Origin of the sequence: Variovorax paradoxus, from assembly GCF_024734665.1 — a bacterium.
Classification (GTDB): domain Bacteria; phylum Pseudomonadota; class Gammaproteobacteria; order Burkholderiales; family Burkholderiaceae_C; genus Variovorax.
Window position 1 is genome coordinate 772,602 of record NZ_CP102931.1, and the last position, 21,695, is coordinate 794,296.

A 21,695-nucleotide genomic window follows, 5' to 3' on the forward strand; every position below is an offset into this window, starting at 1 on the left:
AAGTTGTCTCCTTGCCGCGCATGCCGCGGCGTTCTTCTCGTCAGGCGGCTTTTCTTGCCGCGCCCAGGTAGGTGTCGATCACGCGCGAATCGACCGCGAGTTCTTGCGCCTTGCCTTCCAGGCTCACGCTGCCCATTTCGAGCACGTAGCCGTGGTCCGCCACTTCAAGCGCGGCGCGTGCGTTCTGCTCCACCAGCAGGATCGTCACGCCCGTGGCGCGCAGCGCATCGACCGTGCGGAAGATCTCCTGCACCACCAGCGGCGCCAGGCCCAGGCTGGGCTCGTCGAGCATCAGCAGCGTGGGGCGCGACATCAGCGCGCGGCCCACTGCCAGCATCTGCCGCTCGCCGCCCGACAGCGTGCCAGCCAGCTGAGCGCGGCGCTCCTTCAGGCGCGGGAACAGCGTGTAGACCTCGTCGATGCGGTCGCGCCACTGCCTGTTGCGCAGCCGCACCTGGCGGAACGCGCCGAGCACGAGGTTGTCTTCCACCGGCATGGTGCCGAACAGCTCGCGCTTCTCGGGCACCAGCGCGATGCCGAGCATCACGCGTTCCTCGAGCGACAGCGCCGAGATCGGCTGGCCCTTGAACTCGATGACGCCCTTGGCGGGCAGCACGCCCATCAGTGCATTGAGAAGCGTGGACTTGCCGGCCCCGTTCGGGCCGATCACGGTGACGACGCTGCCCTGGTCGGCCTGCAGGTCGATGCCGTGCAGCACTTCGGCGCGGCCGTAGCCGGCGTGCAGGTCGCGGATGCGGAGCAAGGGTGTCGTCATGTCAATGCTCCGTGCCCAGGTACGCGGCGCGCACCTTGTCGCTGTTCTGCACCTCGGCGGGCGTGCCCTCCATCAGGTGTGTGCCGAATTCCATCACCACGATGTGGTCGCAGATGTCCATCACCAGTCCCATGTCGTGCTCGACCAGCAGGATGCTCATGCCCTCGCCGCGCAGTTGCCGCAGCACCTTGCCCAGCGCTTCCTTTTCTTTGTGGCGCAGGCCGGCCGCCGGCTCGTCGAGCAGCAGCAGGGCCGGGTCGGCGCACAGTGCGCGTGCAATCTCCAGCAAGCGCTGCTGGCCCATCGCGAGGTTGCCCGCGAGTTCGTGCAGCAAGGCGCCCATGCCCACGCGCTGCAGCTGGCGCTCGGCCTCGCGGAACAGCGCGCGCTCTTCGGCGCGGTCGATGCGCAGCATGGCTGCAATGGCGCCCTTGCGCCCGCGCAGGTGCGCGCCCAGCGCCACGTTTTCCAGCACCGTCATGTCTGCCACCATCTTCACGTGCTGGAAGGTGCGCGACACGCCGCGCTGCGCGATCTGTCGTGCGCCGAGCCCGCCGATGGCCTCACCACGGAAGCGCACCGCGCCGCCCGAGAGACCGAGCACGCCGGTCACCAGGTTGAAGGTGGTCGACTTGCCCGCGCCGTTCGGCCCGATGAGGCCGACGATCTGGCCGGCGCGCGTCTGGAAGCTGATGTCGTTCACCGCCACCAGCCCGCCGAAGGTCTTGCGGATGGCCTGCACGTCGAGCACCACCTCGCCAGAAGCAGGCTTGGTGCGCGCGGGCAGGTCTTTCGCGCCCTGCCAGTCGACGCTGCGGCGCGGACGCGGCAGGCGGCGGTCGACAAAAGCCCAGAGCCCCTCGGGCAGGTACTTGAGCACCAGCACGATCATGATGCCGAACACGATCAGCTCGTAGCTGCCGGCCGTTCCGATCAGCTTGGGCAGCAACACCTGCAGCTGGTCTTCGAGCAGCTTGACCACGCCCGAGCCCGCGATGGCGCCCCACACATGGGCCGCGCCGCCGAGCACCGCCATGAACAGGTACTCGATGCCCATCTTCAGCCCGAAGGGCGAGGGGTTCACCGTGCGCTGGAAGTGAGCGAACAGCCAGCCCGAGATCGACGCGAGCATGGCCGCCAGCACGAAGATGCCGATCTTGAAGCGCAGCGTGTTCACGCCCATGGCCTCGGCCATCTGCGAGCCGCCCGCCAGCGAACGGATGGCGCGACCGCTGCGCGAGTCGAGCAGGCGGATCACCGCGAACGCCGCGAGGATCGCAAAGGCCCAGACCACGCCGTAGAACAGCCGCTGCTGGCCGAACTCGAAGCCGAACAACGACAAACCCTTCACGCCCAGGATGCCGTCGTACTTGCCGAGCGCGTCGAGGTTGCCCATGAGGTAGTACAGCGACAGCGCCCACGCGATGGTGGCCAGCGGCAGGTAGTGGCCCGACATGCGCAGCGTGATGGCGCCGATGATCGCGGCGCTGAGGCCAGTGAGCGCCAGCCCGATGAACAGCGTGACCCACGGCGAGAGGCCGGTGTTCACCGTGAGATAGGCGGTGGTGTACGCCCCGATGCCCACGAAGGCAGCCTGCCCGAAGGAGGTGAGGCCGCCCACGCCGGTGAGCAGCACCAGGCCGAGCACGGGCAGCGTGTAAATGCCGATGTAATTGAGCTGGATGATCCAGAAGTCGGGCAGCGGCAACAGTGGCAGCGCGATCAGCACCAGGATCAGCGCGAGCGGGCCCCAGGTGCGCAGCGCGCTCTTGTCGGGCACGCGGGTCGAAGAAGGGTTCAGGAGCGCGTCCATCTCAATGCTCCTCGTCCGAATGGCCGCTGGTCAGCGAGCGCCACAGCAATACCGGCAGGATGATGGTGAACACGATCACTTCCTTGAACGAGCTGGCCCAGAACGAGCCGAAGGCCTCGATTACGCCTACAGCCAGTGCACCAAGCAACGCCCCTGGGTAGCTGGCGAGACCGCCGATCACACCAGCCACGAAGCCCTTCAGCCCGATGAGAAAACCCGAGTCGTAGAACACCGTGGTGGTCGGCCCGATCAGCAGGCCCGAGAGCGCACCGATCAGCGCCGCCATCGCGAAGGTGAGCTGCCCGGCCGCCTGCGTCGAGATGCCCATCAGCCGAGCGCCCAGCCGGTTCACCGCTGTGGCCCGCAGCGCCTTGCCGTACAGGCTGCGCTCGAAGAACAGCCACAGCAGCACGATCAACGCGCCCGACATGCCGAAGATGATCAGCGCCTGTCCGCTCACGTTGAGCGGCCCGAGCGCCATGCGCTCGTCCCAGAACGGCGGGTTGCGAAAGCCCTCCGCGCCGAAGAACAGCAGGCCCAGCCCGGTCATCGCAAAGTGCACGCCCACTGAGACGATCAGCAGCACCAGCGAACTCGCGCCTGCTAGCGACTGATACGCCACGCGATACACCAGTGGCCCGAAGGCCGTGACGATGAACACCGTGAGTAGCGCCTGCACGCCGATCGGCAGGTTGCGCGGCCCGGCCCAGGCCGACACCGCGCAGATGATGGCCGGCGCTGCGAATGTGCGCAGCGCTGCCTTCAGACCGCTCGCCGCGCTGCCGCTGTGGCGCCAGGTGGTGACCAGGTCCATCAGCGCGGCGACACCGGCCAATATGAGCAGCAGCCACACCGTGCCCGGCGTCTTGCCGGTCTGGAAGATCGCCAGCGTCAGCGCGCCGTACGCCACGAATTCGCCCTGCGGGATGAAGATGACGCGGGTCACCGTGAAGACGAGCACGATGCCCATGCCCAGCAGGGCATAGATCGCGCCATTGGTGAGGCCGTCCAGCGTCAGGATGCTGGCGATTGAAAGGTCCATGGCGTGCGGTCGTGGCGAAGAATTACTGTTCGACCTTGAAGGCGCCGTTCACCACCTTGAGCATCACGCCGGTCTCGGTCGTGTAGCCCCAGTGGTCCTGCGCCGTCCAGTTGAGCACGCCGTGCGCGAGCACCGTGCGGCCCATGCTTTCGAGCGCGTCGCGCAGCGCGGCGCGGAATTCGGGCGTGCCGGGCTTGGCCTTCTTGAGCGCGACGGGCACGGCCTTCTCGAGCACTGTGAGCGCGTCGGCCGAGTGGCCGGCGAACTGGTTGCGCGAGCCGGGGCCATAAACCTTTTCGTAGCCCTGCACGAAAGCGACCGCGGCGGCCTTCGACGGGTGGCTGTCGGGCAGTTGCTCGGCCACGGTGGCGGGGCCCGACACCACGAAGGTGCCTTCGGCGTCCTTGCCGGCGGTGCGCATCAGGTCTTGCGTGGCGGCGGCATGCGTCTGGTAGACCTTGCCCTTGAAGCCGCGCTCCATCACCGCTTTTTGCGGCATGCCGGCGCCGCTGCCCGAGGCCACGATCAGGATCGCATCCGGGTTGGCGGACGTGAGCTTCAGCACCTGGCCGGTCACGCTGGTGTCGGCGCGTGCGAAGCGCTCGGTGGCGACGATCTTGATGCCGTTCTTCGCGGCTTCTGCGGTCAGCGCCTTCAGCCACAGCTCGCCGTACGCGTCGGTGTAGCCGAGGAAGCCGACCGTCTTCACGTTCTGCTTCTTCATGTGCGCGACCACCGCGAAGGCCATCACGTCGTTCGACTGCGGCAGGCGGAAGAACCACTTGTCCTTGCCCGGCGGCAGGCCGGCGGGTGCGGTGGAGATCTGCGGCGTGCCCGCTTCGGCCGTCACGTCGGCCATCGGGATGGCGACCGGCGTGGCGCTGGAGCCGACGATGACGTCGGCCTTGTCTTCGGTGACCAGGCGCTGTGCGTCCTTCACGCCTGTGGTCGGGTCGGTGGCATCGTCGAGCACCACTACCTTGAGTGTTTCGCCCGCGATGGTCTTGGGCCAGATCATGATGCCGTTCTTCACCGGAATGCCCAGGCCTGAGGCGGGGCCCGTGAGCGGCTGCACCACGCCGATGGTGATGTCGGCATGGGCCATGCCGACCATGCCGGTGGCCATGAGCGCCAGCACGGCGGCGAGGGTGGTCTTCCTGAAGGTCATTGGTGTCTCCTGATACGTTGTAAGGGCGGGAACTTGGGAACGCAGAAAGGGGCTCAGCGCGGCGCCATGCGCAGGGCGCCGTCGAGGCGGATTACCTCGCCGTTGAGGTGGCCGTTGGTGACGACGTGGCAGGCCAGCTCGGCGAATTCCGATGGCTTGCCCAGGCGCGGCGGAAAGGGAATGGACGCGGCCAGCGAGTGCTGCACCGCCTCGGGCAGCTCCAGCAGCAGCGGCGTGGCGAACAGGCCCGGCGCCACGGTGCACACGCGGATGGCGTGTTGCGCAAGGTCGCGCGCCATCGGCAGCGTCATGCCGACCAGGCCGCCCTTGGAGGCGCTGTAGGCCTGCTGGCCCACCTGGCCGTCGAAGGCGGCGACCGAGGCGGTGAAGAGCATCACGCCTTTTTCGCCGTTGTCGAGCGCGTCGAGCTTGGCGCAGCGAGCGGCGAACAGGCGCGCCATGTTGTAGCCACCGATCAGGTTGATGTTGACCACGCGCACGAAGTCTTCGAGCGGTGCGGGGTTGCCGTCCTTGCCGACGATGCGCTTGGCGCTGCCGATGCCGGCCACGTTCATCAGGATGCGGGCGGTGCCGTGTGCGGCCTCGGCCTTGTCGAGCGCAGCGTTCACGCTGTCGGTGTCGGTGATGTCGCAGACGCAGGCGACGCCGCCAATCTCCGCTGCCACCTTTTCAGCGAGCGCGGCATTGCGGTCGAGCACTGCGACCTTGGCGCCCAGGCGTGCGAGTTCGCGCGCGGTGGCTTCGCCGAGGCCCGATGCGCCGCCGGTGACGAGGGCGGCTTGTCCTTCGATCTTCATTCTTGTGTCTCCTGGATGGGTTAGCGGGGCTTGACGGTGAAGGGCAGGGTGCCGTCGTGCATTGCATCGGCCAGCGCGGCGCGGTGCTTGAGCACGGAGCGCTGGTTGATGGAGCCCTTGTCGGTCACTTCGCCCTTGTCGATGGATGGCGGATCGGCCATCAGGTGCAGCCGCGCGATGCGGTTGGCGCTGCCTGTGGCATTCGCGGCCAGTGTGTCTGCGACCTGCTGGAAGTGCGCCTGCACCGGTGCGCTTTCGAGCACCTGCTGCATGGTGGCGTCGGGGGCCAGGCCGGCGAGCTGCCGCACCTTCTGCGTCGGGAAGATCAGCGCGCCGACTTCCTTCAGGTTGATGCCGGTCAGCACCGCGTCCTGCACGTAGGGCGCGCCGGCCGCGATGATCTTCGCGCGCATCGGGCCCACGCTCACGAAGGTGCCGGTGGCGAGCTTGAAGTCTTCTGCGATGCGGCCGTCGAAGCGCAGGCCGCGGTGGATGTTGTCGTCGTCTATCCACTTGACGGCATCGCCGGTGGAGAAGAAGCCTTCGTCGTCGAAGGCCTCGGCCGTGGCATCGGGTGCGCGCCAGTAGCCGGGCGTGATGTTGGGGCCGCGGTAGCGCACCTCGGTCTTGCCGTCGACGTCGATCAGCTTGAGCTCGATGCCGGGAGCGGGCAGGCCCACGTCGCCTGACTTCACGTCGGGGCCGGTCACGTAGAGCGCGAAGGGGCCCGATTCGGTCATGCCGAGGCCGGTGCCCATGACGATGCGCTCGCCGACTTCAGACTCCTGCGTCTTGTGCAGGCTGTCCCACACGGGCTGCGACAGTGCGGCGCCCGAGTAGAAAAACATCTTCACGCGCGACAGCAGGTTGCGGCGCAGCACCGCGTCGGTTTCCATGGCGTGCGCGATGGCCTCGAAGCCGGTGGGCACGTTGAAGTAGATGGTGGGCGCGATCTCGCGCAGGTTGCGCAGCGTCTCGGCCATGCCGCCGGGCGTGGGCTTGCCGTCGTCGACGTAGAGCGTGCCGCCGTTGTCCAGCACGATGCCCACGTTGTGGTTGCCGCCGAAGGTGTGGTTCCAGGGCAGCCAGTCGACCAGCACGGGCGGCTCTTCGCCCAGCGCGGGAATCGACTGGCGCAGCTGCTGCTGGTTGGCGCACCACATGCGATGCGTGTTGATCACCGCCTTGGGCATCTTGGTGGAGCCCGAGGTGAAGAGGAACTTGGTGATGGTGTCGGGGCCGGTCGACTGCATGGCCGCGTCGATGGCCGGCGTGGCGGGTGTCGAGGCCAGTGCGTCGAGCGAGGTGGTGGCGCGGCCTTCGAGCTGGCCTTCTGCAATGACGACTTCGGTCTCGGCCGGAACGACCGCCGCAATGGCGCGGCCGTAGCGTGCGGCATCGGTGGCGAACACGAGGCCAGGGGTCAGCGTGTCGAACACGTGGCGCAGCTTCTCGAAGTCCTGGCTCACGAGCGAGTAGGGCGGCGACACGGGGCAGTAGGGCACGCCGGCGTAGAGGCAGCCCAGCGCGAGCAGCGCGTGATCGATGCCGTTCTCGCTGAGGATGGCCACGGGGCGCTCGGCGCTCAGGCCGCGGTTCAACAGGGCTTGTCCGATACCGCGGGCCTTCTGCAGCGCCTCGGCGTAGCTCACGCGGATCCAGTCGCCGGTGCTGCCGTCGGCCAGCCGTTCGCGGCGGGCGATGAAGGTGCGATCGGGTGTGGTCTCGGCCCAGTGCGCGAGGCGGTCGGTCATGCGCTCGCGGTAGGTTTCGAGCTGCGTCTCGGCGGTGAGGTACTGCGTGCCCGGTGCGCCGTCGCGCAGCACGGCGCGGGTGACGCCGAAGGCCAGGGGACGGTATCGGATGGCAGTCATGTCTTGCTCACCTTGGCGCCGCGGCCTTCGAGGAAATCGCGCACGCGTTCCTTGGCTTCCGGGGCGGCCTGTGCGATGCCGGCCATCAGCGCTTCGGTGAAGAAGCCGTGGTCGGCCGACTGCTCGGCGATGCGCGGCAGTGCGTGCATCAGCGCGTAGTTGGTCAGCGGCGCGTTGGTGGCGATGCGCTTGGCGAGTTCGACGGCCTTGTCGAAGGCCGTGCCTTCGTCGACCAGGTACTGCGCGAAGTTGGCGCGCTCGCCGTCCTCGGCGTTGTAGACGCGGCCGGTCATCATCATGTCGGTCATGCGGGCCACGCCGATCAGCTTGGGAATGCGCACCGAGCCGCCGCCGCCCACGAAGATGCCACGCGAGCCTTCAGGCAGCGCGTAGAAGGTGGAGCGATCGGCCACACGGATGTGGCAGGCGCTGGCCAGCTCGAGCCCGCCGCCGACCACCGCGCCGTGCAGCGCCGCTACCACCGGCACCGGGCCGTGCTGGATGAGGTCGAGCGCCGCGTGCCACATGCGCGAGTGCTGCAGGCCCTGGCCGGCGTCGCGCTCTTTCAGCTCGCTCAGGTCGAGGCCGGCGCAGAAATGCGGGCCTTCGCCGTCGATCACCGCGGCGCGCACGGTGGAGGGCAGTTTCTCGAAGGTGTCGCGCAGCGCGAGGATCAGGCCGTCGGACAACGCGTTGCGCTTGGTGCCGCGCGTCAGGCGGACGATGGCGACTTCGTCGCGGAGCTCGATGTGAAGGTCTGGATTGGTCATGATGGTGTTCGGGGTTGCGTTGGATTATGGTTATGAGAAATAATCAATTCAAGGCATTTGGACCTGCCCGGGCCTAGGGACTTACCCGTACTGGAGACAAACACATGGACCACCAGAACCTGATTGCGATCGACATCCACACCCACGCCGAAGTGAGCTGCTGGAACCCCTTCGACAACTACGGCGAGGAATACGACCGCGCCGCCGACAAGTACTTCGGCTCCAGCGGCCGGCCCACCATTGCGGAGAGCGTGGCGTACTACCGTGAAAGAAAGATCGGCCTGGTGATGTTCATGGTCGACGCCGAATCGAACATGGGCCGCCGCCGTATCCCGAACGAGGAAATTGCCGAGGCCGCGCAGAAGAACAGCGACATCATGATCGCCTTCGGCAGCATCGATCCGCACAAGGGAAAGATGGGCGCACGCGAGGCGCGCCGGCTCATCGAGGAGCACGGCGTGAAGGGCTTCAAGTTTCACCCGACGGTGCAGGGCTACCACCCCTACGACAAGATGGCCTGGCCCATCTACGAAGTGATTGCCGAATACGGCCTGCCAGCCATCTTCCACACCGGCCACAGCGGTATCGGCTCTGGCATGCGTTGCGGCGGCGGGCTGCGGCTGGAGTACAGCAACCCGATGCACCTGGACGACGTGGCCATCGACTTCCCCGACATGCAGATCGTGATGGCACACCCCAGCTTCCCCTGGCAGGACGAGGCGCTGAGCGTGGCCACGCACAAGCCCAACGTGTGGATCGACCTGTCGGGCTGGAGCCCCAAGTACTTTCCGAAGCAGCTGGTGCAGTACGCCAACACACTGCTGAAGGACCGCATCCTGTTCGGCAGCGACTACCCGCTGATCACGCCCGACCGCTGGATGCGCGACTTCGAGGCGGCAGGGTTCAAGCCCGAGGTGATGCCGGGCATCCTGAAGGGCAATGCGGTCAGGCTGCTGAAGCTGGCGGCCTGACCGGTGGCGCGGGCGCTACGCGTCCGCTTCTTCCTTCGGCGCGGTTTCCTCGCCGTCCAGCCGCTCCCAGTCGCGCCCCGAGCGCCGCTGCCGCTCCTCGCGCTCGCGGGCCATCTGTTCCTCGAACTGCTGCCGGCCCGCCTTGTTGGCGGCGATCAGCTTGGCGCGGTCTTTGTAGTGCGGATAGATCTCGTCGCTGAGCTTGATGTTCCGGCGTCGAAAGCGCATGGTCGATTCGCGCGCCTCATGCGCCGGCCAGCCCAGCGCCTCCAGCGTCGCGCGGGCGCTGCGTAGCGACGATTCGAACACCTCGCGCTCGACCTCTGTCACGCCGCGATCACGCAGCTGGAACAGGTGCGTCACGTTGCGTGCCCGCGCGATGATGCGTGCCTGCGGAAAGTTCTCCTTCACGAGGTCGACGATTTCGAGCGACTGCTCGATGTCGTCCACCGCCACCACGATGGCCTTGGCCGTGCCCGCGCCCGCGGTGCGCAGCAGGTCGAGCCGGGTAGCGTCGCCGTAGAACACGCGAAAGCCGAACTGCCGCAGGCCTTCGACGGTGTCGGCGTCGTGGTCGAGCACCGTCACGCGCAGGCCCTGCGACATCAGCATGCGCCCGACGATCTGGCCGTAGCGGCCGAAGCCGCAGATCAGCACCTTGGCGTCCTGCTGCTCCGAGATTTCTTCGAGCTGCGGGCCCTGATTGCGGCTGTAGCGCGGCAGCACGAACTTGTCGAGCAGCACCAGCAGCAGCGGCGACAGCAGCATCGACAGCGCCACCGCGCCGATCAGCAGCGAGGTGATCTCGGGCGGCAGCACGTCGGGCCCCGCGGCCTGGAACACCACGAAGGCGAACTCGCCGCCCTGCGCGAGCAGCAGCGTGAACACGGGCCGCTCCTGGTAGGCGATGCCCATTGCCTTGGCGAGCGAATAGATCACCACCAGCTTGATGACCATGAAGCCGACCACCAGCATCGCCATGACCCACGGGCTCGCGATCAACACGCCGAAGTTGATCGACATGCCCACGGCGATGAAGAACAGGCCCAGCAGCAGGCCCTTGAAGGGCTCGATGTCGGTTTCGAGCTCGCGCCGGTATTCGCTTTCTGCCAGCAGCACGCCGGCAAGGAATGCGCCGAGCGCCATCGACAGGCCCACCAGCTGCATCAGCGCCGCGATGGCCACCACCAGCAAGAGAGCGGCGGCGGTGAAGATCTCGGGCGTGTCGCTGCGCGCGATCCAGCGCAGGATGGGGCGCAGCAGCAGCCGGCCGCCGAGGATGATGCCGCCGATCACGCCGAGGATTTTTGCGGCTTCGAGCGCGCGCTCCAGCCCGGTAATGGATTGCTCGGCCGCGGTGGCGCCCGCAAGCAGCGGCAGCAGCGCGAGGATGGGGATGGCCGCCACGTCCTGGAACAGCAGGATCGAGAAGCCGGCCTGCCCGCTGGGCGTCTTCAGCAGGTTGCGTTCGCCGAACACCTGCAGCGCGATGGCGGTGGACGACAGCGCCAGGCCCAGCGCGGCCACCAGCGCCACGCGCCATTCGGCGCCCACGGCCCAGCCCACGGCGAACAGCACCACGGCGCAGCTCAGCACCTGCGCGGCGCCCCAGCCGAAGATGGGTCGGCGCAGGCTCCACAGGCGCTTGGGTTCGAGTTCGAGGCCCACGAGAAACAGCATCAGCACCACGCCGAACTCGGCGAAATGCAGCACGTCCTCGACGCTGGACACGAGCCCCAGCCCCCAGGGGCCGATGGCGATGCCGGCCACGAGGTAGCCGATGATCGAGCCGAGGCCCAGGGCCTTCGAAAGCGGCACCACCAGCACGGCGGCGCCAAGATAGATAAGGCTGTTGGTCAGCCAGGCGGGTGCGTGTTCCATGCTCAGGCCGCCTTCTTGGCGTGGTTGTCTGCGGAGGCGTTCGCAAGGCCGTGGGTCACGGCGGCATGGAAGGCGCTGGCGGCCGCCTTGTCGAGCTCATCGACCTCGGCCGGCCGATCGCTCTCGGGTACCGGACAGGCCACGCAGGCGTCGATCTCCTCGATCTCTGGCCAATCGGGGTAGCTGCCCAGTCGCTGGGCGAAGGTTTCGACATGCGACTTCACATCCGCCTCGCTGGCGCTGCGCGCGCCGTAGAAGATCAGCGGCGGCAGAAAGCGCATGCCGCACAGCGCGGCGGTCTGCTCGTAGGGCGGCAGGAAGGCGTCGAAGAAATAGCGGTGGTAGTTCTGCGGGTGGTAGCTCGCCTCGGGGCTGCCCGTGGTGGCGACCAGCCACAAGTCCTTGCCCTGCAGGGCCGTGCCGCCGGGACCATAGGCCCAGCCGTAGCTGAGCACGTCGTCGACCCAGAGCTTCTGCAGCGCGGGCATCGAGTACCACTGGATCGGGTGCACCAGCACCACGAGGCTGGCCTGGGCGAGCCGGGCCTGCTCGGCCTCGATGTCGATGGCGAAGTCGGGGTAGCTGCCGTAGAGGTCGTTCACGTCGACGCCGGGCACGGCGCGCGCGGCGGCGAGCATGCGGCGGTTGACGCGGGAGTCGCGCCAGTGCGGGTGCGCCGCCAGCACGTAGATGCCGCCGGAATTGCCGCCGGAGCTGTCGGCGGAAGTTCCCATGGATGTTGTTGTCGTCATCCCGCGAACATATCTCAGTCAGGGCCGGTGCGTCGGGCAAAAGCGCGCCAGCGACTACCATTCCGGCTGTCCCAGTTCTGGAGGAGAGCTTTATGCCGGTGGTTCTGGTCGCCAATCCCAAGGGTGGGGTCGGCAAGTCGACGATCGCGACGAATGTCGCGGGTTACTTCGCAAGCCGTGGTCATGCCGTGATGCTGGGCGACGTGGATCGCCAGCAGTCTTCGCGGCTCTGGCTGGGCCTGCGCCCGCCGCTGGCCCGGCCCATCGCCACCTGGGAGGCCACGGGCGAGAGCACGGTGGTGCGGCCGCCGCGCGGCACCACGCACGCGGTGCTCGACACGCCGGCCGGCCTGCACGGCTGGCGCTTCAAGGAGGTGCTGGCGTTGGCCGACCGGGTGATCGTGCCGCTGCAGCCGAGCATCTTCGACATCTACGCGACGCGCGATTTCCTCGACCGGCTGATGGAGCAGCGCCGCGCCGAGAAAACGAAGATCGGCCTCGTCGGCATGCGCGTGAACGCCCGCACGCTGGCGGCCGACCGGCTCCACGAGTTCATCGCCGGACTCGGCGTGCCGGTGATCGGCGAGCTGCGCGACACGCAGAACTACGTGCAACTCGCGGCGCGCGGGCTCACGCTGTTCGACATCGCGCCCGGCCGCGTGCAGCGAGACCTGGAGCAGTGGCAGCCGATCTGCGAATGGCTCGACGCCTGAGCTGCTTGGCCGTCTTCTCCCGGTTTTCCCTGAGCCCGGTTGTCGCAAGCCCGACAGCCGCGCGAGCGCCCCGGACGCCAGAATGCCCCGCATGACCAAAAAGACATTCCAGACCCTTCAGGATCTCGCCGCCTGCGTCGGCCAGGAAGTCGCCGTGAGCGACTGGATCACCATCACGCAGGAGCAGGTCAACCAGTTCGCCGAGGCGACGGGCGACCACCAATGGATCCATGTCGATATCGAACGGGCCAAGGCCGGCCCCTTCGGCGGGCCGATTGCCCACGGCTTTCTGACGCTGTCGCTGCTGCCGCGCTTCTACGAGACGGCGCTTGACGTGGTCGAGTCGCGCATGGGCGTGAACTACGGCCTGAACAAGGTGCGCTTCATGTCGCCGGTGCCGGTGGGCAAGCGCCTGCGGGCCCGCATGAAGCTGCTCACCTCGGAGGCGATTGCCAACGATGGCTTCCAGATGACCTGGGAAACCACCATCGAGCTCGAAGGCGCCGCCAAGCCGGCTTGCGTGGCCGAGTCGGTAGTGCGCCGCTACCGCTGAGGAAGCGGCAGCCCTTCCTCTTTCTTCTTACATCCGGCGATCGGTCACTTCGCCGTAGGTGGCTGCACCTTGGCGGGTAATGCTCAGTGCACTGGCGCGCACCGCGTTGCGGTCGACGTTGCCGCTCCTGGCCTGCTGCACGCCGGTGCCACCGTTATTGATCTGCAGCGGCTGGCGCGCTTCGGCCTGCACTTGCGTGCGCGACAGCGTCGACTGGAAGGGCGCGGGCGGCAGCGGGTTCTGTTCACCCTGGAAAGCCTGGGCGCCGCTGGCGAGGGCGAGCGTGGCGAAGGCGGCAAAGGCAATCGACTTGATGGCATTCATGGCAAGACTCCTTGGGGCAAAGCGGTGGATGGACCAGATGCCGGGTCGCTTTTGCGGCCGGCATGTCTTCCATACGGCCCGCTTCGCCGATCGGATGCGTCCCTGATGCCCGAAGGGGCGGCGGCTTTGTTTCTTTCTGTCAGCCGAAGCCGTTCTGCCGCCAGGCCTCGAACACTGTCACGGCCACTGCATTCGAGAGGTTCAGGCTGCGCTGCCCTTCGCGCATTGGCAGCCGCAAGCGCTGTGGCTCGGCGAAGCCGTCGCGCACGGCGGGCGGCAGGCCGCTGGTCTCCGAGCCGAACACCAGCCAGTCGCCGGGCTGGAAGCGCACGTCATGCACGGCCCGCGTGCCGCGTGTGGTGAGGGCGAACATGCGGTCGGCGGCGGGTTGCTCGGCGGCGAGCAGGGCCTGCCAGTCGGCATGGCGCTTTACTTCGGCGTACTCGTGGTAGTCGAGCCCGGCGCGGCGCAGCAGGCGGTCGTCCATCGAAAAGCCCAGCGGCTCGACCAGGTGCAGCGTGCAGCCGGTGTTGGCTGCGAGCCGGATCACGTTGCCGGTGTTCGGCGGAATTTCGGGGTGGACCAGGACGATATGGAACATGCGCCGATTGTCGGCGGCTCAGCGTGGCGGATCGGTCCGGGCCAGCACGACGGCGGTGATGTGGGCTGCGCCGGCCAGCCGCAGCACTTCGGCGGCGGCGAACAGCGAGGCGCCGCTGGTCATCACGTCGTCGACCAGCACGAGGCGCCGGCCGCGCAGCTCCTCTGCACGCTGCGGCTCCACCGCGAAGGCGCCGCGCAGGTTGCGCAGCCGGTCGGCGCGCGAAAGGCCGCTCTGGGCGGGCGTCTCGCGGGTGCGCAGGAGCAGGGTGGCGTCGGTCTTGGAAGGTGTCAGCCGCCGCGCCAACTCGTGCGCCTGGTTGAAGCCGCGTTCGCGTAGCCGACCGGGCGCCAGCGGCATCGGCAGCACGACGTCGCAGGCTTCCAGCGCCGGTTCCACCCAGGGCGCGCTGCGCAGCAGCGTGGCGAACGGCCCGGCCCAGCCTGCCTCGCCACGGAACTTGAAGGCTGCGATGGCGTCTGGCCACGGCCACGCGTAGGTGCAGGCCGCGAGGCAGGCGTCCAGCGGCGGCGGGTGCTTCACGCATTCGCCGCAGCGGCTCACGCCCTCGGGCACGGGCAGCGCGCAACTGCCGCATCGCGCGGTGGGCGGCGCGAAGCGGGCCACGCAGGCATCGCACACCGGGCGCGAGGGCCAGGCGCGGCAGACCGCGCACTGGCTGGGCAGCCGTGCAAGCAGCGAAGTGAGGGGCCTGAACGGCGCGAAAGGCAGGAAAGGCCACAGGGCCCGATGGCTGAGCATTGCCTCAATATACTCACGGCCCCATGGCCACCGACCCCTCACGACGACCGCCGACCATCGATGCCACGGCGGCGGCCCGCTGGCGCCGGCTCGCGCCTGCCGACGGCTCCCCCTGGCTGCACGAGGAAATCGGCCGCCGCATGGAAGACCGGCTGCAATGGATCAAGGCCCAGCCCCGCACCTGGGCCGACTGGGCGCCGCTGCGCAGCGGCCTCGAGGCGCATGAATTGGTCGCTCGCCGCTACAAGGACGCCGCTTCCTTCGTGATCGAACCAGAGCCCGCGCTGGCCGCCGCAACCGGCCAGGCGCTGAGCGCGCCATGGTGGAGCGCGCGCCGCTGGCAGGCCGGCAAGGCGCGCTTCGACGCACCGCCCGAAGACGGCGTCGACCTGCTCTGGGCCAACATGTCGCTGCACATGGCGGCCGACCCCGAAGCGTTGATCTCGCACTGGCACAAGCTGGTGGCGACCGACGGCTTCCTGATGTTCTCCTGCCTCGGGCCCGACACGGTGCGCGAGCTGCGCGCGCTGCATGCCCGCCTAGGCTGGCCGGCCGCGGGCCACGAGTTCACCGACATGCACGATTGGGGCGACATGCTGGTGCACGCCGGCTTTGCCGAACCCGTGATGGACATGGAGCGCATCGTGCTGACCTGGGCCACGCCCGAGGCGGCACTGGCCGAGTTGCGCACGCTGGGCCGCAACCTGCACCCGTCGCGCTTTGCGGCGCTGCGCGGCAAGGCCTGGCACCAGTCGTTGAAGAAGGCGCTGCCCGAACTCGCGCCGGCCGAAGAAGGAGGCGGGCGCATCGCGCTGACCTTTGAGGTCATCTACGGCCATGCATTCAAGCCGGCGCCGCGCGTGTCGTTGTCGGCCGAAAGCGCGGTGTCGTTGCGCGAGATGCGCTCGATGCTGCAGCGGGGTCGGCCGGGCGCTTGATCGCTTGTTCTATCGCCTGTTGATTGCGCGGCAAAAACGCTTGGCGCACGAGCCGTTTTTTGCCTACTAGTAGTGACCCGTAGGCGTCCCACAGGGCACTCGGGCACAGATATCTACCCGCTACAATCCGCCGTTGCGTGAAACTCGCGGGTATTGTCCCGCGATCGAGGGGTGTCGAATCCTGTTTGTACGAGGGGTTTGGCGACCGTCGACGCACCGATTTGCTGAACTCGCCCGTGTCGAATTCCGTGTTTCGATTTGCCACCGTTTCAGGCCAGAGCATCCACTGGTTCCTGAAGCGGAATTGCTCGGTGACGCCGAGCCAGCTGGGCTGGCTCTACGCCTCGCTGTGCGTGGTATCGCTCGGCATCGGCACCCTGTTCTGGCTGCACGGTGCGCCGCTGGTACTGCCTTTTGCCTGGCTCGAACTGGCCGCTGTCGGATTTGCGTTCATGGTCTATGCACGGCATGCGACCGACGGCGAAAAGATCGCGCTGCAGGAAGGGCGGCTCGTCGTGGAGCTCGAGAACGGCGGGCACTACGAACGCACGGAATTTCTTCCGCACCAGGTGCGGATCGAACCCGAGACCGGCGATCGCTCGCTGATCGAGGTCTCGGGGCAGGGTCGATCGGTCAGGGTGGGGCGCTATGTACGCCCGGAGTTGCGTGCGGCTTTGGCCCGCGAGATTCGCATGGCGTTGCGTGGCGCCTGAGGGGGCTCGCGCAGTGCTGCACGGTTGGGTTTGTCGAAAAAATTGAAGAAACGTGAACACGATGAAGAGCATTTGGCGCAATAAGTACAGGCCGGCGAATCTGTTGCTGGCGGCCGGCGCGGCTTTCAGCAGCGCGGCGCACGCAGTCAACGATCTGCCCGGCGGCCCTTCGGTGCGCCAGTTGAATCTTCCGGTCGGCGTGACCAAGATCGCGCAGGAGCAGCATCTGCTCCACACGATCATGATGATCCTGTGCACGGTCATCTTCGTCGCCGTGTTCGCGGTCATGTTCTATTCGATCTGGAAGCACCGCAAGTCGGTCGGCCACAAGGCGGCCAACTTCCATGAATCGGTGGTGGTCGAGGTCATCTGGACCATCGTGCCCTTCCTCATCGTGATCGTGATGGCGCTGCCCGCCACCAAGGTGCTGGTGGCCCAGAAGGACACCACCAACGCCGACCTCACGATCAAGACCACGGGCTACCAGTGGAAGTGGGGCTACGACTACCTGAACGGCGAAGGCGAGGGCCTGGCCTTCATCTCCACGCTCGACAGCTCGCAGCGCGCCATGTCCGACGCAGGCGCCAAGGGCGCGATGCCCGACGACTACCTGCTCAAGGTCGACAACCCGCTGGTGGTGCCGGTCAACAAGAAGATCCGCATCATCACCACCGCGAACGACGTGATCCACGCCTTCGCCGTGCCGCAGCTGGGCCTCAAGCAGGACGCGATCCCCGGCTTCGTGCGCGACACCTGGTTCCGCGCCGAGACCGTGGGCGACTACTACGGCCAGTGCCAGGAACTGTGCGGCAAGGAACACGCCTACATGCCCATCCACGTGAAGGTGGTCTCGTCGGCCGACTACACGACCTGGGTGGCCGCCAAGCGCAAGGAAGCCGCAGCCAAGCTCGACGACCCGACCAAGGTGTGGGCGCTGCCCGACATGCTGGTGCGCGGCGAGAAGGTCTATGCCGCCAACTGCGCCGCCTGCCACCAGGCCAACGGCAAGGGCGCTGGCCCGATCAAGCCGCTCGACGGCTCCCCGAAGGTGACCGACGCCGATCACAAGATCCAGCTGACGGTGCTGCTCACCGGCCAGAACAACGGCGCGATGCCCTCCTGGAAGCAGCTGAGCGATACCGACCTCGCGGCCGTGGCCACGTACACCAAGAACAGCTGGTCGAACAAGACGGGCCAGCTGGTGCAGCCGGCCGAAGTGCTGGCCCTGCGCGCCAAGTGATGCGGCAGCAGCGCCCCGCGACGAAGAAATTGCAAGGAACAACGAAATGAGTGCAGTCCTCGACCCCCACGGTCACGCAGTCCCCGGCGACCACGCACACGACGAGCATCACGACCACCACGCGCCCACCGGCTGGCGCCGCTGGGTGTTCGCGACCAACCACAAGGACATCGGCACGCTCTACCTGCTGTTCAGCTTCACGATGCTGATGGTGGGCGGCGTGCTCGCGCTGCTGATCCGCGCCGAGCTGTTCCAGCCCGGCCTGCAACTGGTGAACCCCGAGCTGTTCAACCAGTTCACCACCATGCACGGCCTGATCATGGTGTTCGGCGCCATCATGCCGGCCTTCGTGGGCTTCGCGAACTGGATGATCCCGCTGCAGGTGGGCGCCTCCGACATGGCGTTCGCGCGCATGAACAACTTCAGCTTCTGGCTGCTGATCCCGGCGGCGCTGATGCTGGTGGGCTCGTTCTTCATGCCCGGCGGCGCACCCGCTGCCGGCTGGACGCTGTACGCGCCGCTCACGCTGCAGATGGGCCCCTCGATGGACGCCGGCATCTTCGCGATGCACATCATGGGCGCCTCGTCGATCATGGGTTCGATCAACATCATCGTCACCATCCTCAACATGCGCGCCCCCGGCATGACGCTGATGAAGATGCCGATGTTCTGCTGGACCTGGCTCATCACCGCCTACCTGCTGATCGCCGTGATGCCCGTGCTCGCAGGCGCCATCACGATGACGCTGACCGACCGCCACTTCGGCACCAGCTTCTTCAACCCCGCCGGCGGCGGCGATCCGGTGATGTACCAGCATATCTTCTGGTTCTTCGGCCACCCCGAGGTGTACATCATGATCTTGCCGGCCTTCGGCATCATCAGCCAGGTGGTGCCGGCCTTTGCCCGCAAGCGCCTGTTCGGCTATGCCTCGATGGTGTATGCCACCTCGTCGATTGCCATCCTGTCGTTCATCGTGTGGGCGCACCACATGTTCACGACCGGCATGCCGCTCACCGGCCAGCTGTTCTTCATGTACGCGACCATGCTGATCGCGGTGCCCACGGCCGTGAAGATCTTCAACTGGATCGCAACGATGTGGCAGGGCTCGATGACCTTCGAGACGCCCATGCTGTTCGCGGTCGGCTTCATCTTCGTGTTCACGATGGGCGGCTTCACCGGCCTGATCCTGGCCGTCGCGCCGATCGACACGCAGCTGCAGGACACCTACTACGTGGTGGCCCACTTCCACTACGTGCTGGTGGCCGGCTCGCTGTTCGCCATGTTCTCGGGCTTCTACTACTGGGTGCCCAAGTGGACCGGCGTGATGTACAACGAAACACGCGGCAAGGTGCACTTCTGGTGGTCGCTGATCTCGTTCAACGTGACCTTCTTCCCGATGCACTTCCTGGGCCTGGCTGGCATGCCGCGACGCTATGCCGACTACCCGATGCAGTTCGCCGACTTCAACGCGGTGGCGTCAGTCGGTGCGTTCTTCTTCGGCTTCGCTCAGGTGTACTTCTTCCTCTTCATCGTGCTGCCCACCATGCGTGGCAAGGGCGAGAAGGCCACGCAGAAGCCGTGGGAAGGCGCCGAGGGCCTTGAATGGGAAGTGCCTTCGCCGGCACCGTTCCACACCTTCGAGAACCCGCCCAAGCTCGACGCGACCGCCACCAAGGTGATCGGCTGATCGCCCAGTGACTGATTCGAAAGCACGATGACACCCGAACAGAAAAGGAACAACCGTCGCATGGGGCTCACGCTGGCTTCCATCGCGGTGGTGTTCTTCATCGGCTTCATCGTTCGCATGGTCTGGTTCAGCGGCCGCTGAACCCGCCACCCACGCAACGAACGGGAGCACACGCATGAGCCTCGGTCCACGCATCCGCCGCGCCAATGTCCGCATGGTCGGCAAGCTGGCCGTCGTGGCCTGCGGCATGTTCGCGTTCGGCTATGCGCTGGTGCCGATGTACCGCGCCATTTGCGAGATGACCGGCATCAACATCCTCGCGCTCTCCGAGCTCGAGGTGCCGGGCGGTGCCAGCGGCGGCAAGAACGTGCGCGTGCCCGACAACACGCAGGTCGACATGACTCGCACCATCACGGTCGAGTTCGACTCCAACGTGCGCGGCGGCCTCTGGGACTTCAAGCCCGCGGAGCGGACCATCCAAGTGCATCCGGGCCAGCTCAACACGGTGATGTACGAGTTCCAGAACGTGCAGAACCGCCGCATGGCCGCGCAGGCCATTCCGAGCTACGCGCCGCAGCAGGCCGCGCCGTACTTCAACAAGCTCGAGTGCTTCTGCTTCAACCAGTACACGCTCGATCCGGGCGAGAAGAAGCAGTGGCCGGTCGCGTTCGTGATCGACCCCAAGATTTCGAAAGACGTGAAGACCATCACGCTGTCGTACACCTTCTTCGAGGTGGGCGGCAAGACCCCTGCGGCACCGGTGGCGGCCGTTTCGAACACTGCCAATGAGCCACGCTCGTGACCGATCCGCTGAACCAGCCAGGGCCCCGGCCGAAGGCTTCGCTGTGGGACACGGTGAAGGCGGTGGGCTGGTCGTTCTTCGGCGTGCGCAAGAACAGCGCCTACCAGGAAGACCTGGGCAAGCTGAACCCGCTGCACATCATTGCGGTGGCGTTTGTGGCCGTGATCGTCTTCGTGGTCGCGCTGGTGCTGCTGGTGCGCCATGTGGTCGCATCGGCCGCAGCCTGATTGACGAAAAAGCATTCCGCGACAGCAAGCAGAATCCATTGAATCGAGAGAAGAAAGAAAGCCAGGAGCTGATATGAGTTCAACCACCCACGGCACCACGCCCTACTACTTCGTGCCCGGACCGTCGGCCTATCCGGTCTCGGCCGCGATCGGCCTGTTCTTCGTGATCCTGGGCGCCGCGCAATGGATCAACGGCCACGAGTGGGGCGCGTGGTCGCTGCTGGCCGGCATGGTGATCTGGCTCGGTACGCTGTTCGTGTGGTTCCGCACCGCCATTGGCGAAAGCGAGAGCGGCCAGTACGGCCACAAGGTCGACCTGTCGTTCCGCTGGAGCATGAGCTGGTTCATCTTCTCGGAAGTGATGTTCTTCGGCGCGTTCTTCACCGCGCTGTGGTGGGCCCGCACCCATTCGCTGCCCGCGCTCGGCAGCCTGGACAACGCGATCCTCTGGCCCGATTTCAAGGCCGTGTGGCCCAGCGTCGCCGCAGGCGCCACAGCCTCGCCGGCCGGCATCGTCGAGCCCTTCCAGACCGTCGGCCCGTTCTGGCTGCCCACGATCAACACCGCGCTGCTGCTGAGCTCGGGCGTGACGCTCACCATTGCCCACCACGCGCTGCGTGCCGGCCACCGCGCACAAACGATCCGCTTCATGTGGCTCACCGTGCTGCTCGGCGTGATCTTCCTGGGCGTGCAGGGCTACGAGTACCACCACCTGTACACCGAACTGAACCTCAAGCTCAGCTCCGGCACCTATGGTTCGACTTTCTTCATGCTGACCGGCTTCCACGGCCTGCACGTGTTCATCGGCATGCTGATGCTGCTGTTCATCACGCTGCGCCTGCGCAAGGGCCACTTCACGCCGGAGCGCCACTTCGGCTTCGAAGGTGCGGCCTGGTATTGGCACTTCGTGGACGTGGTCTGGCTCGGCCTCTACATGCTGGTCTATTGGCTTTGAGCGAAAAACCTCGCGGCATTCCAGAAAAAAGGCGCCGTAAGGCGCCTTTTTCATGGTTCTCGTGGAACGAGCACCATCTACTTGCCGAGCGGGAGTCCGGTGGGCTGGATGTAGCCGAGTTTCCAGGCGAGCAGCATGCAGAGGAACAAAAACACCGACAGGCCGATCCGAAAGGTGAGCGCTCGCGCCATGCCGCCGCTCTTGGCGCGCCCGTTGCGCCCGTCCTTCAGCATGAAGTACAGGGCGAACGCGAGGCTCGCGAAGATGCCCAGGAACACCAGGGCGACGAAATATTTCATGACCCGCATTATCGGCC

General features: G+C 66.7%; 24 protein-coding genes. 11 read left to right on the plus strand and 13 right to left on the minus strand.

What is annotated here, in order from left to right; all coding sequences use genetic code 11:
- Nucleotides 1–40: 40 nt before the first annotated feature.
- The 7 genes from NWF24_RS03610 to NWF24_RS03640 are packed head-to-tail and all read right to left on the minus strand — an operon-like array spanning nt 41 to nt 8,260.
- On the minus strand, nt 41–775 hold the full coding sequence (locus NWF24_RS03610) for an ABC transporter ATP-binding protein (protein ID WP_093057611.1): 735 nt from the start codon (nt 773–775) through the stop codon (nt 41–43).
- A 1-nt stretch (nt 776) separates the two neighbouring features.
- A complete protein-coding gene (locus tag NWF24_RS03615) occupies nt 777–2,588 on the minus strand; it encodes a branched-chain amino acid ABC transporter ATP-binding protein/permease (protein ID WP_258353028.1) in 1,812 nt (603 codons plus the stop codon).
- 1 nt (nt 2,589) lies between these two features.
- Nucleotides 2,590–3,630 carry a branched-chain amino acid ABC transporter permease gene (locus NWF24_RS03620; RefSeq protein WP_258353029.1) on the minus strand — a complete coding sequence of 347 codons (1,041 nt, stop codon included), beginning with the start codon at nt 3,628–3,630 and terminating at the stop codon, nt 2,590–2,592.
- 22 nt (nt 3,631–3,652) lie between these two features.
- Entirely contained in the window at nt 3,653–4,798 is a 1,146-nt protein-coding gene (locus tag NWF24_RS03625) for an ABC transporter substrate-binding protein (protein WP_258353030.1), read from the minus strand.
- A gap of 53 nt (nt 4,799–4,851) precedes the next feature.
- Complete coding sequence (locus NWF24_RS03630; protein WP_258353031.1) at nt 4,852–5,616, minus strand: SDR family NAD(P)-dependent oxidoreductase; 765 nt, start codon at nt 5,614–5,616, stop codon at nt 4,852–4,854.
- Between the two features lie 20 nt (nt 5,617–5,636).
- The gene (locus tag NWF24_RS03635) at nt 5,637–7,490 is read right to left on the minus strand and encodes a feruloyl-CoA synthase (RefSeq protein ID WP_258353032.1); all 1,854 of its coding nucleotides are present in this window, start codon (nt 7,488–7,490) and stop codon (nt 5,637–5,639) included.
- Nucleotides 7,487–8,260, minus strand: coding sequence for a crotonase/enoyl-CoA hydratase family protein (locus tag NWF24_RS03640; RefSeq protein ID WP_258353033.1), 774 nt, complete (start codon nt 8,258–8,260; stop codon nt 7,487–7,489). Before NWF24_RS03640 ends, NWF24_RS03635 begins: the two co-directional genes overlap by 4 nt.
- Before the next feature lie 104 nt (nt 8,261–8,364).
- On the opposite strand from NWF24_RS03640, the gene NWF24_RS03645 reads away from it, so the two are divergent.
- Complete coding sequence (locus NWF24_RS03645) at nt 8,365–9,231, plus strand: amidohydrolase family protein (protein ID WP_093177541.1); 867 nt, start codon at nt 8,365–8,367, stop codon at nt 9,229–9,231.
- 15 nt (nt 9,232–9,246) lie between these two features.
- Here the strand turns inward: NWF24_RS03645 and kefC are convergent, their stop codons facing one another.
- Both kefC and kefF read right to left on the minus strand, forming a co-directional pair.
- The gene (gene kefC, locus NWF24_RS03650; RefSeq protein WP_258353034.1) at nt 9,247–11,112 is read right to left on the minus strand and encodes a glutathione-regulated potassium-efflux system protein KefC; all 1,866 of its coding nucleotides are present in this window, start codon (nt 11,110–11,112) and stop codon (nt 9,247–9,249) included.
- 2 nt (nt 11,113–11,114) lie between these two features.
- Nucleotides 11,115–11,864 (minus strand): glutathione-regulated potassium-efflux system oxidoreductase KefF, encoded by a 750-nt coding sequence (gene kefF, locus NWF24_RS03655; protein WP_258353035.1) that lies wholly within the window; start codon nt 11,862–11,864, stop codon nt 11,115–11,117.
- A 92-nt stretch (nt 11,865–11,956) separates the two neighbouring features.
- Between kefF and NWF24_RS03660 the strand changes: the two genes are divergently transcribed.
- Both NWF24_RS03660 and NWF24_RS03665 read left to right on the plus strand, forming a co-directional pair.
- Entirely contained in the window at nt 11,957–12,577 is a 621-nt protein-coding gene (locus NWF24_RS03660; RefSeq protein WP_258353036.1) for a ParA family protein, read from the plus strand.
- 82 nt (nt 12,578–12,659) lie between these two features.
- A complete protein-coding gene (locus NWF24_RS03665) occupies nt 12,660–13,130 on the plus strand; it encodes a MaoC family dehydratase (RefSeq protein WP_093057622.1) in 471 nt (156 codons plus the stop codon).
- 27 nt (nt 13,131–13,157) lie between these two features.
- Here the strand turns inward: NWF24_RS03665 and NWF24_RS03670 are convergent, their stop codons facing one another.
- The 3 genes from NWF24_RS03670 to NWF24_RS03680 form a co-directional block, all read right to left on the minus strand.
- Nucleotides 13,158–13,454, minus strand: coding sequence for a DUF4148 domain-containing protein (locus NWF24_RS03670; protein ID WP_258353037.1), 297 nt, complete (start codon nt 13,452–13,454; stop codon nt 13,158–13,160).
- 139 nt (nt 13,455–13,593) lie between these two features.
- Nucleotides 13,594–14,055 (minus strand): tRNA (uridine(34)/cytosine(34)/5-carboxymethylaminomethyluridine(34)-2'-O)-methyltransferase TrmL, encoded by a 462-nt coding sequence (trmL, locus tag NWF24_RS03675; protein ID WP_258353038.1) that lies wholly within the window; start codon nt 14,053–14,055, stop codon nt 13,594–13,596.
- A gap of 18 nt (nt 14,056–14,073) precedes the next feature.
- Nucleotides 14,074–14,817: a ComF family protein gene (locus NWF24_RS03680; RefSeq protein WP_258353039.1), complete on the minus strand. Its 744-nt coding sequence runs from the start codon at nt 14,815–14,817 to the stop codon at nt 14,074–14,076.
- A gap of 23 nt (nt 14,818–14,840) precedes the next feature.
- Here NWF24_RS03680 and NWF24_RS03685 point away from each other — a divergent pair, with 23 nt between their 5' ends.
- From NWF24_RS03685 to NWF24_RS03720, 8 genes are all read left to right on the plus strand, one after another.
- Entirely contained in the window at nt 14,841–15,755 is a 915-nt protein-coding gene (locus NWF24_RS03685; protein ID WP_258353040.1) for a class I SAM-dependent methyltransferase, read from the plus strand.
- Between the two features lie 236 nt (nt 15,756–15,991).
- Nucleotides 15,992–16,468 carry a DUF2244 domain-containing protein gene (locus NWF24_RS03690; protein ID WP_258355231.1) on the plus strand — a complete coding sequence of 159 codons (477 nt, stop codon included), beginning with the start codon at nt 15,992–15,994 and terminating at the stop codon, nt 16,466–16,468.
- A 61-nt stretch (nt 16,469–16,529) separates the two neighbouring features.
- Nucleotides 16,530–17,708: a cytochrome c oxidase subunit II gene (gene coxB, locus NWF24_RS03695; RefSeq protein ID WP_093079525.1), complete on the plus strand. Its 1,179-nt coding sequence runs from the start codon at nt 16,530–16,532 to the stop codon at nt 17,706–17,708.
- A 46-nt stretch (nt 17,709–17,754) separates the two neighbouring features.
- On the plus strand, nt 17,755–19,395 hold the full coding sequence (ctaD, locus tag NWF24_RS03700) for a cytochrome c oxidase subunit I (protein WP_093057627.1): 1,641 nt from the start codon (nt 17,755–17,757) through the stop codon (nt 19,393–19,395).
- Between the two features lie 27 nt (nt 19,396–19,422).
- Nucleotides 19,423–19,536 (plus strand): cytochrome oxidase small assembly protein, encoded by a 114-nt coding sequence (locus NWF24_RS03705; protein WP_019656111.1) that lies wholly within the window; start codon nt 19,423–19,425, stop codon nt 19,534–19,536.
- 34 nt (nt 19,537–19,570) lie between these two features.
- A complete protein-coding gene (locus tag NWF24_RS03710) occupies nt 19,571–20,197 on the plus strand; it encodes a cytochrome c oxidase assembly protein (protein WP_093057628.1) in 627 nt (208 codons plus the stop codon).
- Nucleotides 20,194–20,424: a DUF2970 domain-containing protein gene (locus NWF24_RS03715; protein ID WP_258353041.1), complete on the plus strand. Its 231-nt coding sequence runs from the start codon at nt 20,194–20,196 to the stop codon at nt 20,422–20,424. The genes NWF24_RS03710 and NWF24_RS03715 overlap by 4 nt, the downstream gene beginning before the upstream one ends.
- A 73-nt stretch (nt 20,425–20,497) precedes the next feature.
- Complete coding sequence (locus tag NWF24_RS03720; RefSeq protein WP_258353042.1) at nt 20,498–21,379, plus strand: cytochrome c oxidase subunit 3; 882 nt, start codon at nt 20,498–20,500, stop codon at nt 21,377–21,379.
- A gap of 77 nt (nt 21,380–21,456) precedes the next feature.
- Here the strand turns inward: NWF24_RS03720 and NWF24_RS03725 are convergent, their stop codons facing one another.
- A complete protein-coding gene (locus tag NWF24_RS03725) occupies nt 21,457–21,687 on the minus strand; it encodes a twin transmembrane helix small protein (protein ID WP_093057631.1) in 231 nt (76 codons plus the stop codon).
- Nucleotides 21,688–21,695: the final 8 nt, after the last annotated feature.

Coding starts and splice junctions, on each gene's coding strand:
- NWF24_RS03610 (WP_093057611.1), bottom strand. CDS start 775: ATGACGACACCCTTGCTCCGCATCCGCGACCTGCACGCCGGCTACGGC.
- NWF24_RS03615 (WP_258353028.1), bottom strand. CDS start 2,588: ATGGACGCGCTCCTGAACCCTTCTTCGACCCGCGTGCCCGACAAGAGC.
- NWF24_RS03620 (WP_258353029.1), bottom strand. CDS start 3,630: ATGGACCTTTCAATCGCCAGCATCCTGACGCTGGACGGCCTCACCAAT.
- NWF24_RS03625 (WP_258353030.1), bottom strand. CDS start 4,798: ATGACCTTCAGGAAGACCACCCTCGCCGCCGTGCTGGCGCTCATGGCC.
- NWF24_RS03630 (WP_258353031.1), bottom strand. CDS start 5,616: ATGAAGATCGAAGGACAAGCCGCCCTCGTCACCGGCGGCGCATCGGGC.
- NWF24_RS03635 (WP_258353032.1), bottom strand. CDS start 7,490: ATGACTGCCATCCGATACCGTCCCCTGGCCTTCGGCGTCACCCGCGCC.
- NWF24_RS03640 (WP_258353033.1), bottom strand. CDS start 8,260: ATGACCAATCCAGACCTTCACATCGAGCTCCGCGACGAAGTCGCCATC.
- NWF24_RS03645 (WP_093177541.1), top strand. CDS start 8,365: ATGGACCACCAGAACCTGATTGCGATCGACATCCACACCCACGCCGAA.
- kefC (WP_258353034.1), bottom strand. CDS start 11,112: ATGGAACACGCACCCGCCTGGCTGACCAACAGCCTTATCTATCTTGGC.
- kefF (WP_258353035.1), bottom strand. CDS start 11,864: ATGACGACAACAACATCCATGGGAACTTCCGCCGACAGCTCCGGCGGC.
- NWF24_RS03660 (WP_258353036.1), top strand. CDS start 11,957: ATGCCGGTGGTTCTGGTCGCCAATCCCAAGGGTGGGGTCGGCAAGTCG.
- NWF24_RS03665 (WP_093057622.1), top strand. CDS start 12,660: ATGCCCCGCATGACCAAAAAGACATTCCAGACCCTTCAGGATCTCGCC.
- NWF24_RS03670 (WP_258353037.1), bottom strand. CDS start 13,454: ATGAATGCCATCAAGTCGATTGCCTTTGCCGCCTTCGCCACGCTCGCC.
- trmL (WP_258353038.1), bottom strand. CDS start 14,055: ATGTTCCATATCGTCCTGGTCCACCCCGAAATTCCGCCGAACACCGGC.
- NWF24_RS03680 (WP_258353039.1), bottom strand. CDS start 14,817: ATGCTCAGCCATCGGGCCCTGTGGCCTTTCCTGCCTTTCGCGCCGTTC.
- NWF24_RS03685 (WP_258353040.1), top strand. CDS start 14,841: ATGGCCACCGACCCCTCACGACGACCGCCGACCATCGATGCCACGGCG.
- coxB (WP_093079525.1), top strand. CDS start 16,530: ATGAAGAGCATTTGGCGCAATAAGTACAGGCCGGCGAATCTGTTGCTG.
- ctaD (WP_093057627.1), top strand. CDS start 17,755: ATGAGTGCAGTCCTCGACCCCCACGGTCACGCAGTCCCCGGCGACCAC.
- NWF24_RS03705 (WP_019656111.1), top strand. CDS start 19,423: ATGACACCCGAACAGAAAAGGAACAACCGTCGCATGGGGCTCACGCTG.
- NWF24_RS03710 (WP_093057628.1), top strand. CDS start 19,571: ATGAGCCTCGGTCCACGCATCCGCCGCGCCAATGTCCGCATGGTCGGC.
- NWF24_RS03720 (WP_258353042.1), top strand. CDS start 20,498: ATGAGTTCAACCACCCACGGCACCACGCCCTACTACTTCGTGCCCGGA.
- NWF24_RS03725 (WP_093057631.1), bottom strand. CDS start 21,687: ATGCGGGTCATGAAATATTTCGTCGCCCTGGTGTTCCTGGGCATCTTC.